This is a genomic window from Moritella sp. 5 (genome assembly GCF_018219455.1).
Lineage (GTDB): Bacteria > Pseudomonadota > Gammaproteobacteria > Enterobacterales > Moritellaceae > Moritella.
On sequence record NZ_CP056122.1, the window covers coordinates 280962 to 297965 of the forward strand.

Below are 17004 nucleotides of genomic sequence, written 5' to 3' on the forward strand. Positions count from 1 at the left end.
CTCGGAACTGAGTGAGTTAGTTCGCTCTGAGAGAAATACAGATAGAATTGTGGCATTAAATTGTTTATATTTAGTGTCACCAATTTATCAGTTAATAAAAGATTATGAGCGTTACAGTGACTTACTCGAATGGTAAACATAACCATTCTAAATTATTTAATATTTACTTTTTAATATTTTCATTCATAGCTGTTATTGCCATCTCGATCACGTCTTCTTGGTTTCTCTATTCAAATTTCTCTTCCCAAGCTATACAACTTAAGATTGCGAGAACGCAACAGAAATATCAGCAACAAGCAGATGAAGTTCTTGCGTTACGTCAAGAAACTGATTTGAAAATCGCAGTATTTGCGAGTAAAGTTGGCATGATGCAAGCGGAGGTTAACCGTTTGAGTTTATTGGGTGATGAATTGGCTAAAAATGCCAGTCTAACGCGTGGTGAATTTGATTTTAACTTAAAACCTGCAATTGGCGGTCCGGTTGTTACAGATTCAAGTTATGCTGTTGATTTACAAGCCTTGCTCGAAGAGATGGATTTATTGTCACTTGAAGTAAATAATCGTACCCAACAACTATCGCTACTTGAAACTATGCTATTGAATCACAATATAACTGATGAGGCTGTTTTATCTGGACGTCCAGTTATTCAACGTGGTTCTTGGTTATCGTCCCATTACGGCGTGCGTAAAGACCCTTTTACAGGGCGAGCGACTATGCATAAGGGGATTGATTTTGCAGGTAATAATGGCATGAATATTATTGCAACTGGTGCTGGAGTGGTAACCTGGTCTGGAAGACGTTCTGGTTATGGGCTATTAATCGAAATTAACCACGGAAATGGTCTGTCGTCACGTTATGCCCATGCTAAAGAGCTCATCGCAAAAGAAGGCGATGTTGTTGGCAAGGGGCAAACTATTGCTATTATGGGAAGTTCAGGGCGCTCTACTGGACCTCATGTGCACTACGAAGTGCTAAAATCGGGACGACAAGTCGATCCTAAACGCTATGTTTATCGCTAAAATGCTTTAAATTTCAAATAGATTCACAATAACTTTTGGTCATAAAATGTTAACTAATATAATTACAAAAATAGTCGGTAGCCGCAATGACCGCATTTTAAAAAAATTGCATAAAGTTGTAAAACAGGTCAATCAATTAGAAGCTGATTTTGAAGTATTATCAGATGCAGAATTAAAAGCAAAAACAGTTGATTTTCAACAGCGTGTTGCTGCCGGTGAATCACTTGATAGCATTTTAGCTGAAGCCTTCGCGGTTGTTCGTGAAGGTTCTAAACGTGTATTTGGCATGCGCCATTTCGATGTGCAGTTACTTGGTGGTATGGTTTTAAATAATAATCAGATTGCTGAAATGCGTACGGGTGAAGGTAAAACTCTAACAGCTACATTACCAGCCTATTTAAATGCATTAACAGGTAAAGGTGTACATATTATTACGGTGAATGATTACCTTGCTGCACGTGATGCGGAATGGAATCGTGAACTGTTTGAATTTTTAGGTTTAACCGTTGGTCTTAACGTCTCAGGCATGGATAACATGGCAAAACGTGACGCGTATGCTGCAGATGTTACTTACGGCACGAATAATGAATTTGGTTTTGATTATCTGCGTGACAACATGGCTTTTGAGCCGCAACAGCGTGTTATGCGTCCGTTATATTACGCTGTCATCGATGAAGTGGATTCAATCTTAATTGATGAAGCGCGTACCCCGCTTATCATTTCTGGTCCTGCTGATGATAGTTCAGAGCTATATACTAAGATCAATACCATCATTCCACTGCTAGAACAGCAAGAACAAGAAGATACCGAAGAATACACTGGTGATGGTCACTTCACGGTCGATGAAAAAAACAAACAAGTATTACTGACTGAAAACGGTCAAATTAAAGTTGAAGAAATGCTCAAAGAGCGTGGATTATTAAGCGAAGATGACAATTTGTTCTCTGCGGCAAATATTTCATTATTACATCACATCAATGCGGCATTACGTGCACATACGTTATTTGAAAAAGACGTGGATTATATCGTTAGTGATGAAGGCGAGATTGTTATTGTTGACGAACATACGGGCCGTACTATGCCTGGACGTCGCTGGTCAGAAGGTTTACATCAAGCGGTAGAAGCACGCGAAGGTGTTAAAATTCAAAATGAAAACCAAACTTTAGCATCGATCACGTTCCAGAATTATTTCCGTATGTATGAAAAGCTATCGGGTATGACTGGTACGGCTGATACTGAAGCATTTGAATTCCAATCTATCTATAGCCTTGAAACGGTTGTCTTGCCGACCAATAAACCAATGGCGCGTAAAGACTTTGGTGATCTGGTTTACCTGACGGCAAATGAGAAGCATGTTGCGATCATTGAAGATATTAAAGATTGTGTAGAAAGACAGCAGCCAGTGCTGGTTGGTACTGTATCAATTGAAAGCTCTGAGTTACTTTCTAAACTACTTAAAAAAGACAAAATCAAACATAACGTATTGAATGCGAAATTCCATGAACGTGAAGCTGAGATTGTTGCTGATGCGGGTCGTTCTGGGGCTGTTACGATTGCAACGAACATGGCTGGTCGTGGTACCGATATCGTGTTAGGTGGTAACTGGCAGACTGAAGTTGATAAGCTGAAGAATCCAACTGAAGCGCAAATCGCACATATTAAAGCGGAATGGCAAGTTCGTCATGACGCTGTACTTGCTGCGGGTGGCTTACACATTATTGGTACGGAACGTCATGAATCTCGTCGTATTGATAACCAATTACGTGGTCGTTCTGGTCGTCAAGGTGATGCGGGTTCTACACGTTTCTATCTGTCAATGACCGATCCGTTAATGCGTATTTTCACATCAGACCGTATTACTGGCATGATGAAAAAACTGGGTATGGAAGAAGGCGAAGCGATTGAGCATAAGTGGGTAACACGCGCAATCGAAAACGCACAACGTAAAGTTGAAGGTCGTAACTTTGATATTCGTAAATCGTTACTTGAATTCGATGACGTCGCTAATGATCAGCGTAAAGTGGTTTATGAGCAACGTAATGAATTAATGGAAGCGGAAGATATCAGCGAAACTATGGTTGTGATCCGTGAAGACGTAATCAACGCGGTAATGGATGCTTATATTCCACCACAATCATTACATGAAATGTGGGATATCTCAGGTTTAGAGCAGCGTTTGCGTGCTGATTTCATGCTTGAACTGCCAATCCAGCAATGGTTAGATGATGATACTAAGTTATACGAAGAGAAGATTCGTGAGCGTATTATGACTGCAGCCAAAGAAGCTTATACAGCGAAAGAAGACGCGGTTGGTGCACAAGTGATCCGTCAGTTTGAAAAAGCAGTGATGCTACAAACCCTGGATGGTTTATGGAAAGAGCATTTAGCAGCGATGGACCATTTACGTCAAGGTATTCACTTACGTGGTTATGCACAGAAAAACCCGAAACAAGAATACAAGCGTGAGTCGTTTGAGCTGTTCACTGAAATGTTAGAAAATCTAAAATCAGACGTGGTTGGCGTTATCTCTAAAGTGCAGGTACAAGCACCAGAAGACGTGGAAGCGGTTGAAGCACAGCGTCGTCGTAGTGAGTCATTACCACAAAGCATGAGCCATGCAGCGGCTGAAAACCAGCTTGCTGATGCATCGGCAACGCCAGATGCTGAAACATTCGTGCGTCAAGGTCAAAAAGTAGGCCGTAATGATCCTTGTCCTTGCGGTTCAGGCGCTAAGTTCAAACAGTGTCATGGTAAATTAAGCTAGTAGCGAACACTATTTATTAGTGACGATTATTACTTAAAATTGGAAGCGTTAAAGCAGCAATGTTTTAGCGCTTTTTGTTAACTATATTTTATTCCAATTATTAAATAAGAGAAATAATGATGAAAGTCGTTCATGTCGCTGCTGGTATTATTATTCGTGGCCAGCAAGTATTTATCAGTAGGCGTAGCTCAGCACAGCACCAAGGTGATAAATGGGAATTTCCGGGTGGTAAGGTGGAGTCTGATGAATCTGTGCTTGAGGCGTTAACCAGAGAGCTAAAAGAAGAAGTGGATCTTGACGTCATGAATGCACAGGCATTTCACCAGTTAGAATTTGATTATGGTGATAAAATCGTGCAATTAGATTTCTATCTTGTCGATAAGTTTGAAGGGGTAGGTAAAGGACTCGAAGGGCAGCAAACGGCTTGGATAAATATCAGCGAGTTGGCGGATTATAATTTCCCCGCTGCGAATCAAGTAATTGTTGAAATGTTAATGACTCAGTTTGCCTGAGCCATTACGCTAAGGTCGCTACTTAATCGAATTCGTAACCTTTAGGCTGTAATTCTTGTGGTGATACATCTTCACCTGGAATGGCGCGTTCTTCGTTTGCCCATTCGCCAAGATCAATCAGTTTGCAGCGTTCACAACAAAACGGGCGAAATTCGCTAGTGGCAACCCATTCAACAGGTTTTTGACAGGTTGGGCAATTTACTTGCATAGTGATTTCCTAAATATACAGAGCTTAAGGCTTTAGTCTGCCATGGCTGCGGCCGCTAACTCAAGAAATTTCTGATGTAAGACGGCAACATCCTGCTCAAGCTGTTGACGTTCGTTATTCACCACCACCGAATCTGCTGCTGCGAGGCGCTGCTCACGACTAGCCTGTGATTTTAATATAGCATTCGCTTGTTGTAGTGATACCTTATCTCTCGCCATTGTACGGTCGATTTGGACTTGTTCTTCCACATCAACAACCAGAACGTGATTGCATAACGTGGTGAGGTTGTTTTCAACTAATAATGGCACCACTAACAAAGTATAAGCGGACTTACTGGCGGCTAATTGCGCTAATAATTCAGCGCGGATCATGGGATGTAATAAGTTATTTAACCATTGCTTATTGACGTTATTAGAAAATATTTTTTCACGTAACAAGGCGCGATTCAAACTGCCATCATCCAGTAATATCTGTTCACCAAAATGAGCGCTAATCTGTTTTAATCCATTACTGCCAATCGCCACCACTTCTCTGGCAACGATATCTGCATCGACTAAATTAATCCCTTCGTTCGCGATTAGATCGGCAACGGTTGTTTTACCTGATGCGATACCACCTGTTAATCCAACTACATACATAAATTTCTACTTTAATAAATAAAATTGGATAGATAGAAATCAACGAGTTGATCACCCCAAATAAGATACAGCCAACCTGCAATCGCCAGATAAGGACCAAATGGAATGGGGTTACCTTGGGTATGCTTTTTCAATAGGATTTGACTAATACCTATGATAGCGCCAGCAAATGACGAGAGTAATACAATCGCTAAAATCGACTGCCAGCCGAACCATGCGCCAAACGCGGCTAATAGTTTGAAGTCGCCATAGCCCATGCCTTCTTTACCGGTCAGTAATTTAAATCCCCAATAAACAGTCCAGAGAGATAGGTAACCAACCATAGCACCGATAATCGCATCTGAAGGGGTTACCCAAGCGTAGTTGATGTTGAGCAGTAAGCCTAACCATAACAAGGGTAATGTCATTTGGTCGGGTAGTAACATTTTATCGATATCGATAAAAGTCAGCGCAACTAAACACCAAGTCAGTAACAATGCCCCCGCTAATTGGATACCGTAGGGAATGTACAAGGCCACGACGAGCGATAACAAACCGGTTAGTAGCTCAATACTAGGGTAACGTGCTGAAATGGGGTTCGCACAGCTGCTGCACTTTCCGCGTAATACTAACCAGCTGATCACGGGAATGTTTTCTAATGCGGTTATTTGATGATCGCATTTAGGACAAGTGGAGCGGGGTAATAATAAATTGAATTTAGTTGCTCCTGGTTCTGATTTTGCGGTCTTGCATTCTTCATCAAAGTAAACGGTGCATTCTTGCTTCCATTCACGCTCCATCATGATAGGTAAACGGTAAATGACCACATTTAAGAAACTACCAACGAGTAGGCCAAGTAAGGTAGCGAATAACCATAATAGCCAAGGATAGAGTTGAAAGAGAAGCGCTAAGTCTTGCATGTAAATTACCTGTACCGAATCAAATTGATAGATAAATATTAATTGAAATAAGATGATAACAAACCCATCACAGAAAAGCTGTTAAAGCTTGCTATCAAAATAACACTGGTCGATATTCACTACATAATATTGCCCATTTCAAAGATAGGTAAATACATAGCAATAACGAGGCCGCCGATGACCACACCTAATACCACCATGATCATGGGTTCGATTAAACTGGTTAAGCCATCGACCGCATCATCAACTTGTTGTTCATAAATATGGGCGACTTTCGCCAACATATCATCAAGTGAGCCTGACTCTTCACCGATCATCACCATTTGCGTGACCATATCAGGAAATAAATTGGTTGAGCGCATGGCAATATGCATTTGTAATCCGGCGATCACTTCATTACGCATATTCATCACCGCATTTTTATAAACAATGTTACCTGATGCGCCTGCTGCTGACGTTAATGAATCTACGAGCGGAATACCTGCTGCAAAAGTTGTTGAAAGGGTTCTAGCAAAACGCGCCATCGCCCCTTTGTGTAGTATTGGCCCAATGGCTGGTATGTTGAGAATACTCCGTTCGGTCAGGTGCTTAACTTTGATGGACCGTTTATTGGCCTTAAGGTAAATAAAAGGTAATCCAAATAATATCCCGATCACCAAATACCAAAATTGACTGACAAAGTCAGAAATAGATAAGACAAACAGGGTGAAAGGGGGAAGCTCAGCACCAAAACTGGAAAAAATGTCTTTGAATTGGGGGATCACATAGAGTAATAAAATAAGTGTCACGACAGTTGCAACTGCGAGTACCATAATCGGGTAGAACATGGCTTTTTTTATCTTAGATTTGAGAGCTTCAGATTTTTCTTTATAAGTCGCGATACGATCATAAATACTGTCTAATGAACCGGACTGTTCACCGGCACTAATAAGATCACAATATAAGTCATCAAAATAAAGAGGGTGTTTACGTAATGCATCAGAAAGCGGAGTACCCGTCGCTACTTCCGCTGCAACTTCACCAATTAGCGCGCGCATGGAAGGGTTATCATTACTGCGGGCTATAATCTCTAAACTCTGTACGAGCGGTACGCCAGCACTAAGCATGGTTGAAATTTGTCGTGAAATAAGCGCAATATCCATCGGTTTTATTTTAGCCGTGGCTTTGGAAAATAAGCCTGTTGATTTACGATTGGCTTTTAATACATTAATACCTTGACGGCGTAACTCAACTTTTAAGTTACTGATGCTTTCAGCTTGCATCTCACCACTGACCTTTTTACCTTTGCGGTTAACGCCTTGCCAGTTATAGGGATAGCGTTTTTTGACTGTCGATGTGCTGCGATTGGCTTTTTTAGTTACTGCGACCATGATGCTATCCTTAGCTGATGGTGTGAGATACGATCCTTTTTATACAGAGGACTATTTTTTATTACTGATCGTGAGTCATTGAGCACTAATGATTAGTGATACGTTCAACCTCAAGTAAACTGGTGACGCCGTCGATCACTTTTTTCAAGGCTGATTGGCGTAATGTATTCATGCCTTCTTGCTGCGCTTGGTCGCTGAGTTCAAGCGAGTTGCTGCCGGTTAAGATCATACGTGCGATCTTATCTGACATCGGCATGACTTCGTAGATCCCTACGCGTCCTTTATAACCTTTAGTACATTGGTTACAACCTATGGCTTTAAATGAAGTGATCCCATCATTGATTTGCTGTTGGCTAAAACCGAGCTTGGCTAATTCGATAGCGGGTATGTCTTCGGGCTGCTTACACTCACTGCAAAGGCGACGGCCGAGCCGTTGGGCGATGATCAAGCTGACTGATGAACCTATATTATAAGCAGGGACACCCATGTTGGATAAACGAGTAAGGGTTTCTGCTGCAGAGTTGGTATGCAGAGTAGATAATACTAAGTGACCGGTTTGCGCTGCTTTGATCGAAATCTCGGCTGTTTCTATATCGCGGATCTCACCAACCATGACTACATCCGGGTCTTGACGTAAGAATGATCGCAATGCACTGGGGAAGTTCAGTCCTGCTTTCAGGTTGATCTGGACTTGATTGATACCTGTGAGGTTGATCTCGATAGGATCTTCGGCTGTGGATATGTTGCGTTCCACGGTGTTGAGGATATTGAGGCCACTGTATAAAGACACCGTTTTACCACTGCCTGTTGGGCCTGTGATCAAGATCATGCCCTGCGGTTTTTCTAACGCTTTAAGGTACAAGGCTTTTTGTGTATCGTCATAACCGAGAATATCAATGTTGAGACTGGCTTGGTTAGAATCTAAGATCCGCATCACCACCTTTTCACCCCACATGGTGGGCAGGGTGCTAACGCGTAGATCAATGGACTTGTTTTTGGATAATTTTAATTTGATTCGGCCATCTTGTGGCACTCTACGCTCGGCAATATCTAATTGCGCCATGACTTTTAAGCGCGCAGAAAAACGCATCGCTAAGTTAACGGGTGGAGATACCATCTCATGTAAGATACCGTCGATACGAAAACGCACCCGGTATTTGAATTCATACGGTTCGAAGTGAATATCGGATGCGCCTTTTTTAATCGCATCCAGTAAGATCTTATTGACGAATTTAACAATCGGGGCGTCGTCAGCACCGCTGTTATTTTCTTGCTCTAGGCGTGACTCGTTGTTATCAACCTCTAACTCATCAATGCTGGCATCATTCAGATCACCAAGGGCATCAATATCACTTTCGAGTACAATCTCTAACGCTTTTTGTAATTGTACTTCATCAACCAAAAGTACTTCGGTATGCAGACTGAAGCTAAAAGAGAACTCCTCTAATGCGGTGACATTGGTTGGATCTGACATCGCCAGATATAAAGTTTGTCCCTGGACGTAGATAGGCAAAGCATGGTGTTTCTCGATTAATTTTCCATTAAGCAGGTTATCGGGAATTTCTTCCAGTTTAAAGGTATCTAAATCGAGTAGTGGAACGCCGTATTCACGCTCTAGTAATTGCGCTAAGGTTTTACTGTCGATGATGTTATTGTCGACGATATAAGTCGTGAAGGCTTTACCTTCCTGTTTAGCGCTTTGCAGAAGTTGTTGAATCTCTTCTGTGGCGAGGTATGAATGTGCGACCAGGCTATGTGCCAGGCCGCTAGCATTATGCTTGTGTGGCATTAGGGATTAGCAATAACCACCGTCCTTACAATTACCACCTTTAGTCCAACTCACTAGGCCATTATCAATTGCTGGTGTTAACGTATAAGTTGCACCACTTGCACCAGTTGCAGTTGCAGTGATCACACCGTCCGAAACGGCTACGCTTTTAACGAAGCTACCTGTCGCAGCAGATGTAATTGCTGTTGGGATTGAGTTAGTACCAGCGTCACAGCTCTCTTTGTCTGTCAAGTTTAAGCAGATTTCAACACCAGTTTTATAAGCGCCTGTTGCCCCAATGACTTCTGAAAACTGTGCTTTTTTTGTATAATTCTGATAAGCAGGCATGCCAACACCCGCTAGAATAGCCACGATCGCGACTACGATCATCAATTCAATTAATGTAAAACCTTGTTGTTGTACTTTCTGTTGTACTCTCATTTTTATATCCTTATAAAATTAGCTAATAGTCCTTTAGTCATCAAATGGTATGAGATACCCGATGAGTTGATTTATTTAAACCTTGATTTAACATTTTGTATACATAAATTTAACGATCAAGATCAAGTTATAAGGTAACACGTCAAAATAACCTATTGATTTGTTGATATATAATTATCTTGTACTAAGGGATTTGCAGTTGGAATTAAGTAATTTAAAAGCTATTTATAGATGAATAACTAAAATGAGGGTTATTATGCAGTGGTTAATTTTATGCTACTTGGCTCGACCAGAAAATTAAAAGCACTACCCTAATGGGATAGTGCTAAAATGCTTAATTAGGACTTTGTCATTAATTCTATTATTAGTGATTATTATTCAATAATGACTATTTAATAAAGCGCATCGACAGGTCGGTTGCTTGCACGTGTTTTGTTAGTGCGCCTACCGAGATAAAATCAACGCCAGTTGCAGCAAAACTCGCAAGGGTCTTAATTGTCACATTACCTGATACTTCTAATTTTGCTTTACCTTGGTTTAATTCAACCGCTGCACGCATCATTGGAATGTCAAAGTTATCGATCATAACGATGTCCGCACCTGCATCCAAAGCTTGTTGCAGTTCAGCAAGACTTTCGGTTTCAACTTCAACTGGTTTACCAGGTTGTAACTCTTTTGCTTTGGCAATCGCGTTTTCAATACCGCCACAGGCCATGATGTGGTTTTCTTTAATCAGGTAAGCATCGAATAGGCCGATACGGTGGTTTTTACCGCCACCACAAGTCACTGCGTATTTTTGGGCGAAGCGTAGACCTGGGATTGTTTTACGCGTGTCTAATAACTGACATTTAGTACCTGCAAGTTGATCAACGTATTCTTTGGTTAATGTGGCAACGCCAGATAATGTTTGTACAAAGTTGAGTGCATTACGCTCACCCGTTAATAATGTACGGGCAGGGCCTTCTAGCGTAAATAGTGTTTGATCTGCAGCGACTAGGTCACCATCAGCAACAAACCAAGTCACTGTTACAGTGTCACCGAGCTGGTGGAAAACTTCATCAACCCAGGCTTTACCACAAAATACCGCTTGTTCACGGCTGATCACTTTGGCTTTAGCTTGTGTTTCTGCTGCGATTAAGTTTGCCGTGATATCACCTTCTGCCACACTTTGACCACCAAGGTCTTCTGCTAATGCAGTGCTTACTGCGCGGCGTATTTCTTGTTGTAACATAATAATTCCTAGGTCGATTAAAAACTAATACTCACTTAAGGTGAGGGTTTTGCCTTGCTGGACTAATTTAACTTGTTTTAATGCATTCATACCAAGCAGAATAGTATCACCTTGCATGTAGGGATTAATATTCGCACTGAGGTCGTAGAGCGTCAGTTCACCCACAGATAAGCTGTCGAGGCGTGTCGAAAATACTTCAATCACGCCATTGGCGGTATTCACCGATTGGCTATAACCTGCGGTAAGACCGATCTGTTTCGCGATTGTTGCTGGTATCGAAACCTGCGTGGCACCCGTATCGAGTAAAAATTTTACCTGATAACCATTTATATAACCATTAGTAACATAGTGGCCAGCACGATTTTGTTGCAGCATGACGACTGCATTGCCATTTTGTTGATAGCTTTCTGGTCGGGTATTGGGATTTTCTTGCTTGGCCAAATAATCATTAAAGAATAGAGACATAATAATTAACCCACTGATCCAGGCGATGTAAGTCATGGCTTTGGCGATTTTTTGATTTCCATCCATTGTCTCTCTCCGTTACGAGTGCGTTAATTTATTCGTTTTGTATTTTACGGACTCTGCTATGTTATTGCTAACGATATCATTGTAAAGTGGAGCAATTGTGAAGAGTCGTCTTGAATAGCAGTCACTCGATTATAGTCAGAAGGTATGAACAGCGTGACAAACAGACAATCAAGCTTAGGATTATTGGCAAGTGCACATTTCTTGTCATCGCCGCATTTTGATGATCGTCCGCCGAAGACTGATATTGATTTACTGGTTATTCATTGTATCAGTTTACCACCGGAGCAATACGGTGCAGAGTATGTCGAAGATTTTTTTCTTGGTAAACTCGATTGTAGCTTACACCCTTATTTTCAACAATTAGAATCAGTGCGGGTATCGGCACATTTATATATTAAGCGAGACGGCCAATTGATTCAGTTTGTGCCTTTGGATAAACGTGCTTGGCATGCAGGGCTTTCTGAATTTGCAGATAAATCGCGGTGTAATGATTTCTCTATTGGTATTGAGTTGGAAGGGGATGTTAATCATCCTTATACATCTGTGCAGTATCAGTGTTTGGCGACTGTCACAGCGGACATCCAGCAACGTTACCCTTTAATTACCTTGGACCGCATTACTGGTCATAGCGATATTGCCCCTGTGCGTAAAGATGATCCTGGTCCGCATTTTGACTGGCAGCATTATTTTTCATGTTTAAATTCGAAGGATAATTAATATGGCTTTAATCTCTTTGCTGCTCGCATTACTCATTGAACGGGTGGTGCATTTGAGTGCTAAGTTACAATTGGATAATGTCTTGCAGCGTTACCTTTACCCTTTATTACCCTCATTTATTAACCAAGGTCTGTTTGGCACCTTGGTTATTATTGCGTTGCCGACAGCGGTTATGTATAGCTTGTTAGATGCTATTTCAGGTTTATATTATGGTGCTTTTACGGTACTAGCTTGGCTGATGCTGTTATTAATGAGCTTTGGTGGCAGTGACTATCGCCGTGATTATCGTCAGTACTTAAAAGCATTAAGTCGTGATGATTTAGAAGCGAAAGGTATGTATGCCGGATGTTTGGATGTAAATTGCGAACGTTTTTGCGCAAAATTACTGACTGAAGCGGTTGCCCAACAACTCGTCTGGATTAATTATCGTTTTTATTTTGCGGTGATCTTTTATTTTGTGGTGGCTGGCCCGATAGGTTTGACTATGTATGTAGTGGCCCGTAGTTATCATAAATATATTATTCAGCATCATAGTAAGCAATTAAACCGCAGTGCTATTCACCGCGTTATGCGTGTCGTTGATTGGTTACCAGCACGCTTAACCATGTTTGGCTATGCAGTAGTCGCAGAAGAGCAGGCTGCTTTACCTCAGAGTTTGCGTAGTTGGCGTGATTTATCAACACCGGAGTTTGACTTGCTAGGGAAAGTCGTTTGCCTAGCAAGTAAAGCGAACATGACAACAGATAAGTGTTATGACTATACCTGTTATTTAGTGCAACTGGCCAAACGTAACATTATCTTTTTTGTGACCATCATTTCTCTCCTTACCATTAACGGTACACTTAATTAGCTGAAACATGGTATTTAAGCAAGGTTATTAACGAGTCTTAGCGTTGACAGATACGTTCGTAACCTTGATTACAATTATGTCATTTTTTCCTTCCTTAAAATTTACTTTTCATGGCATTCGTATCGGCGGTGTATCAGTATTTAACTGTTTACCAAGATGCTCTTATCTCGCTTAATCCTTGTTATATCTTTATTTTTTATTTTACCCTAGGGCTTTCTGTCGATCTGCTATTGAAGAGCTAAAGAATTGTATTATGTGGTAAGACCAATAGATCTTTGGTATTACTTTGGGGGTACGTCATTGACTGTTAATCTTGAGTTGGCAGTTATTTAAACTGCCTTTAATACGTATTCCCATGCCTTTATGCTTTGTTTATCCGGTTGCTTAGATGTATTTATACTGCCTATTTTTATTTAAACACGATAAAAACGAACAAAAACGTCTATTTTTAATGACAATCGAACGTGGTTTTGGTAAATTGTCATGACTTAATATTAAATTGGTCTGACCAATTTACCACTGGTCATTTTGAGGTTCACATGGTCTATCGAAAAATTCAGCCGCCGAAGTTGTCCGATGCGATTGCAGAGCAACTAGAGCAAATGATTTTGGAAGGTAGTTTAGAATCCGGCCAGCGCTTACCTTCAGAGCGTGATTTAGCCCTACAGCTAGGGGTGTCTCGCCCTACTGTACGCGATGCAATCTTACGGTTGGAAAGCAAAGGTTTATTGGAACGTCGTCAAGGACGTGGTACATGGGTGAAAAAGGCCATGGACCAAACGCTGATGGAACCACTGTTTCAATTATTGACGACACACCCAGAAGCGCAATTAGACCTATTAGAATTTCGTCATGCGTTGGAAGGTATTTCAGCGTATTACGCGGCGTTGCGTGGTACTGAAACCGACTTTCAACAATTACGCGTTGCGCTTGATGCAGTGACAGCGTCTGAATTAGCACATGACCCGCAGCTACAGGCGCAAGCAGTCAGTGCGTTTAATATTGCGGTCACAGCTGCATCACACAATATAGTGTTGTTACATCTTCTGCGTGGGCTGAATCCATTGTTAGAAGATAACATCTGCCAAAATTTTAGGTTGTTGGAAAAGCGTCAAGGTGTGGTTGAACAAATTAGCCAACACCGTGGTGATATGCTCACTGCAATTCTTAACCGACAACCAGAAACAGCCAGAGAAGCATGTCATGCCCATCTGGCTTATATCGAGCAAGCATTGCTTGATATTGGGCGTGAGGATAGTCGTATCAGCCGAGCGACACGCCGCATAAAACAGGCTAAATAGTATTAATAATGAATATGTTTAAACATAAAATATGTTTAAGAATATTTCTTTAATGTTGTAGAGATCTAATAGTAAGGAATCTCAAATGTCCGACATCTTAAAGCATGATATAGATCCTATCGAAACGAATGAATGGTTTGAGTCAATTGAATCAGTTATCCGTGAAGAAGGTCTTGAGCGCGCACAGTATTTGTTAGAAAAAGTAATTGCAAAAGCACATCAAGACGGTATTGAAATAGGTCAAGGTGGTATCACTACCGATTATATCAATAGCATCCGTACTGAAGACCAGCCTGCATACCCAGGTGACGAAAAACTAGAACGCCGTATTCGTTCGATTATCCGCTGGAATGCGTTAATGATCGTACTGCGTGCGTCGAAAAAAGAATTAGATTTGGGTGGCCATATGGCATCATTCCAATCATCTGCTGCACTTTATGATGTATGTTTCAATCACTTTTTCCGTGCACCTACTGAAAAAGATGGTGGTGATTTAATTTATTACCAAGGTCATATTTCTCCTGGTATTTACGCGCGTTCATTTGTTGAAGGTCGTCTAACTGAAGAACAGCTAGATAATTTCCGTCAAGAAGTAGATGGTAAAGGTATCCCGTCATATCCACATCCTAAGTTGATGCCTGAATACTGGCAGTTCCCTACAGTATCTATGGGTCTTGGTCCATTTTCTGCTATCTATCAAGCACGTTTCTTGAAATATCTAGATGGCCGTGGTCTAAAACAAACTGAAGATCAAACTGTATACGCTTTCCTAGGTGATGGCGAGATGGATGAACCTGAGTCACGCGGCGCATTATCATTTGCTGCTCGTGAAGGTTTAGACAACTTAGTATTCGTTATTAACTGTAACCTACAGCGCCTAGACGGTCCTGTTATGGGTAACGGTAAGATCATTCAAGAGCTTGAAGGCGTATTTAAAGGCGCAGGCTGGAATGTGATTAAAGTTGTCTGGGGTGAAGAGTGGGATGAACTTCTTGCTAAAGACACGTCTGGTAAACTTCTACAGCTAATGAATGAAACTGTGGATGGTGATTACCAAACGTTGAAAGCTAAAGGCGGCGCTTATGTTCGTGAGCAATTCTTTGGTCGTTACCCTGAAACTGCTGAATTAGTTAAAGACATGACTGATGATGAGATCTACGCACTTAAGCGTGGTGGTCATTCTACCAGTAAACTTTACGCTGCATATGCACAAGCACAAGCGACAGTTGGTAAGCCTACTGTGATCCTAGCTAAAACTGTAAAAGGTTATGGTATGGGTGAAGCTGCAGAAGGTAAAAATATCGCGCACGGCGTGAAAAAAATGAAATCGGATGTGCTTAAGCAGTTCCGTGATCGTTTCGATGTACCAGTTGCAGATGAAGACTTGTTAAATCTTCCATATGTGACGATAGAAGAAGGTACGCCTGAGCATGAATATCTGCATGCTCGTCGTAAAGAACTTAATGGTTATTTACCACAGCGTAAACCAACATTCTCTGGTGAACTAGCTATTCCTGAAGTTGATGATTTTGCTGCACTACTTGGTGCTCAAAAACGTGAAATTTCTACAACTATGGCGTATGTTCGTGCATTGAACGTGTTACTTAAGCATAAAGGTATTGGCAAAAATGTAGTACCGATTATTGCTGATGAAGCGCGTACATTTGGTATGGAAGGTCTATTCCGTCAAGTGGGTATCTATAATCCGAAAGGTCAGATATATACACCTCAAGACAGAGAGCTTGTTTCTTATTATAAAGAATCAACGAGTGGTCAAGTACTACAAGAAGGTATCAACGAACTTGGTGCTATGTCTTCTTGGGTTGCTGCTGCAACATCATACAGTACAAATGATTTACCGATGATCCCATTCTACATCTATTATTCAATGTTTGGTTTCCAACGTATCGGTGACTCAGCATGGATGGCAGGTGATCAACAAGCTCGTGGCTTCCTATTAGGTGCTACAGCTGGTCGTACAACATTGAATGGTGAAGGTCTTCAACATGAAGATGGTCACAGCTTAATTCAAGCAGGTCTAGTACCTAACTGTGTGGCATATGACCCAACATTCGCTTACGAAGTTGCTATTATCTTACAAGACGGTATCCGTCGTATGTATGGTAAAGATCAAGAAAACATCTTCTACTATGTAACGCTAATGAACGAAAACTATGCGCATCATGCTATGCCTGAAGGTGCCGAAGACGGTATCCGTAAAGGTATGTATAAGCTAGAAACTTATACTGGCGATAAAGCAAAAGTACAATTATTAAGTTCAGGTACTATCATGATACAAGTTCGCGAAGCGGCTCGTATCTTAAGTGAAGATTATGGTATTGGTTCTGATGTTTTCGCTGTAACTTCATTTAATGAACTTGCTCGTGATGGTCAAGATGTTGAACGTTTCAACATGTTACATCCGGAAGCTGAGAAAAAAGTACCTTATATCACTAGCTTAATGGGTGATGCTCCAGCGATTGCTGCGACTGACTACATGAAGAGTTATTCTGATCAAGTACGTGCTTATGTTCCAACGTCATACAAAGTACTTGGTACTGACGGTTTTGGTCGTTCAGACAGCCGTGCAAACTTACGTCGTCATTTCGAAGTTAACGCGCAATACGTAGTTGTTGCTGCATTATCTGAATTAGTTAAGAAAGGCGAGCTTGAAAATCAAGTTGTTGTTGATGCAATTGCAAAATATAACATCGACGCTGATAAATTAAACCCTCTATACGCATAAGGTATAAAA

15 protein-coding genes are annotated in these 17004 nt (G+C 41.2%); 7 read left to right on the plus strand and 8 right to left on the minus strand.

Going from position 1 to position 17004, the window contains the following annotated elements; all coding sequences use genetic code 11:
* The first annotated feature begins 116 nt into the window (after positions 1–116).
* The 3 genes from HWV01_RS01335 to mutT all read left to right on the plus strand — a co-directional run bounded on the left by HWV01_RS01335 (position 117) and on the right by mutT (position 4295).
* A complete protein-coding gene (locus HWV01_RS01335; RefSeq protein WP_249185412.1) occupies positions 117–1019 on the plus strand; it encodes a M23 family metallopeptidase in 903 nt (300 codons plus the stop codon).
* 46 nt (positions 1020–1065) lie between these two features.
* Positions 1066–3783 (plus strand): preprotein translocase subunit SecA, encoded by a 2718-nt coding sequence (gene secA / locus HWV01_RS01340; RefSeq protein WP_211673733.1) that lies wholly within the window; start codon positions 1066–1068, stop codon positions 3781–3783.
* A gap of 119 nt (positions 3784–3902) precedes the next feature.
* Complete coding sequence (mutT, locus tag HWV01_RS01345) at positions 3903–4295, plus strand: 8-oxo-dGTP diphosphatase MutT (protein ID WP_211675601.1); 393 nt, start codon at positions 3903–3905, stop codon at positions 4293–4295.
* 22 nt (positions 4296–4317) lie between these two features.
* On the opposite strand, the gene yacG is transcribed toward mutT, so the two are convergent.
* The 8 genes from yacG to HWV01_RS01385 all read right to left on the minus strand — a co-directional run bounded on the left by yacG (position 4318) and on the right by HWV01_RS01385 (position 11381).
* A complete protein-coding gene (yacG, locus tag HWV01_RS01350) occupies positions 4318–4509 on the minus strand; it encodes a DNA gyrase inhibitor YacG (RefSeq protein ID WP_211675603.1) in 192 nt (63 codons plus the stop codon).
* Between the two features lie 26 nt (positions 4510–4535).
* The gene (gene coaE / locus HWV01_RS01355; protein ID WP_211673734.1) at positions 4536–5141 is read right to left on the minus strand and encodes a dephospho-CoA kinase; all 606 of its coding nucleotides are present in this window, start codon (positions 5139–5141) and stop codon (positions 4536–4538) included.
* Between the two features lie 11 nt (positions 5142–5152).
* On the minus strand, positions 5153–6040 hold the full coding sequence (locus HWV01_RS01360; RefSeq protein WP_211673735.1) for an A24 family peptidase: 888 nt from the start codon (positions 6038–6040) through the stop codon (positions 5153–5155).
* 119 nt (positions 6041–6159) lie between these two features.
* Positions 6160–7410 (minus strand): type II secretion system F family protein, encoded by a 1251-nt coding sequence (locus HWV01_RS01365; RefSeq protein ID WP_211673736.1) that lies wholly within the window; start codon positions 7408–7410, stop codon positions 6160–6162.
* A gap of 85 nt (positions 7411–7495) precedes the next feature.
* Entirely contained in the window at positions 7496–9199 is a 1704-nt protein-coding gene (gene pilB, locus HWV01_RS01370) for a type IV-A pilus assembly ATPase PilB (RefSeq protein ID WP_211673737.1), read from the minus strand.
* A gap of 6 nt (positions 9200–9205) precedes the next feature.
* Entirely contained in the window at positions 9206–9619 is a 414-nt protein-coding gene (locus HWV01_RS01375) for a prepilin-type N-terminal cleavage/methylation domain-containing protein (RefSeq protein WP_211673738.1), read from the minus strand.
* Positions 9620–10007: 388 nt separating this feature from the next.
* Entirely contained in the window at positions 10008–10850 is an 843-nt protein-coding gene (gene nadC / locus HWV01_RS01380) for a carboxylating nicotinate-nucleotide diphosphorylase (RefSeq protein ID WP_211673739.1), read from the minus strand.
* A gap of 24 nt (positions 10851–10874) precedes the next feature.
* Entirely contained in the window at positions 10875–11381 is a 507-nt protein-coding gene (locus HWV01_RS01385) for a TIGR02281 family clan AA aspartic protease (RefSeq protein ID WP_211673740.1), read from the minus strand.
* 144 nt (positions 11382–11525) lie between these two features.
* On the opposite strand from HWV01_RS01385, the gene ampD reads away from it, so the two are divergent.
* The 4 genes from ampD (at position 11526) to aceE (ending at position 16995) form a co-directional block, all read left to right on the plus strand.
* Positions 11526–12098 carry a 1,6-anhydro-N-acetylmuramyl-L-alanine amidase AmpD gene (ampD, locus tag HWV01_RS01390; protein ID WP_211673741.1) on the plus strand — a complete coding sequence of 191 codons (573 nt, stop codon included), beginning with the start codon at positions 11526–11528 and terminating at the stop codon, positions 12096–12098.
* 1 nt (position 12099) lies between these two features.
* The gene (gene ampE, locus HWV01_RS01395) at positions 12100–12948 is read left to right on the plus strand and encodes a regulatory signaling modulator protein AmpE (protein WP_211673742.1); all 849 of its coding nucleotides are present in this window, start codon (positions 12100–12102) and stop codon (positions 12946–12948) included.
* A 539-nt stretch (positions 12949–13487) separates the two neighbouring features.
* A complete protein-coding gene (gene pdhR, locus HWV01_RS01400; RefSeq protein WP_211673743.1) occupies positions 13488–14249 on the plus strand; it encodes a pyruvate dehydrogenase complex transcriptional repressor PdhR in 762 nt (253 codons plus the stop codon).
* An 85-nt stretch (positions 14250–14334) separates the two neighbouring features.
* Positions 14335–16995: a pyruvate dehydrogenase (acetyl-transferring), homodimeric type gene (gene aceE, locus HWV01_RS01405; RefSeq protein WP_211673744.1), complete on the plus strand. Its 2661-nt coding sequence runs from the start codon at positions 14335–14337 to the stop codon at positions 16993–16995.
* The last annotated feature ends 9 nt before the right edge of the window (positions 16996–17004 follow it).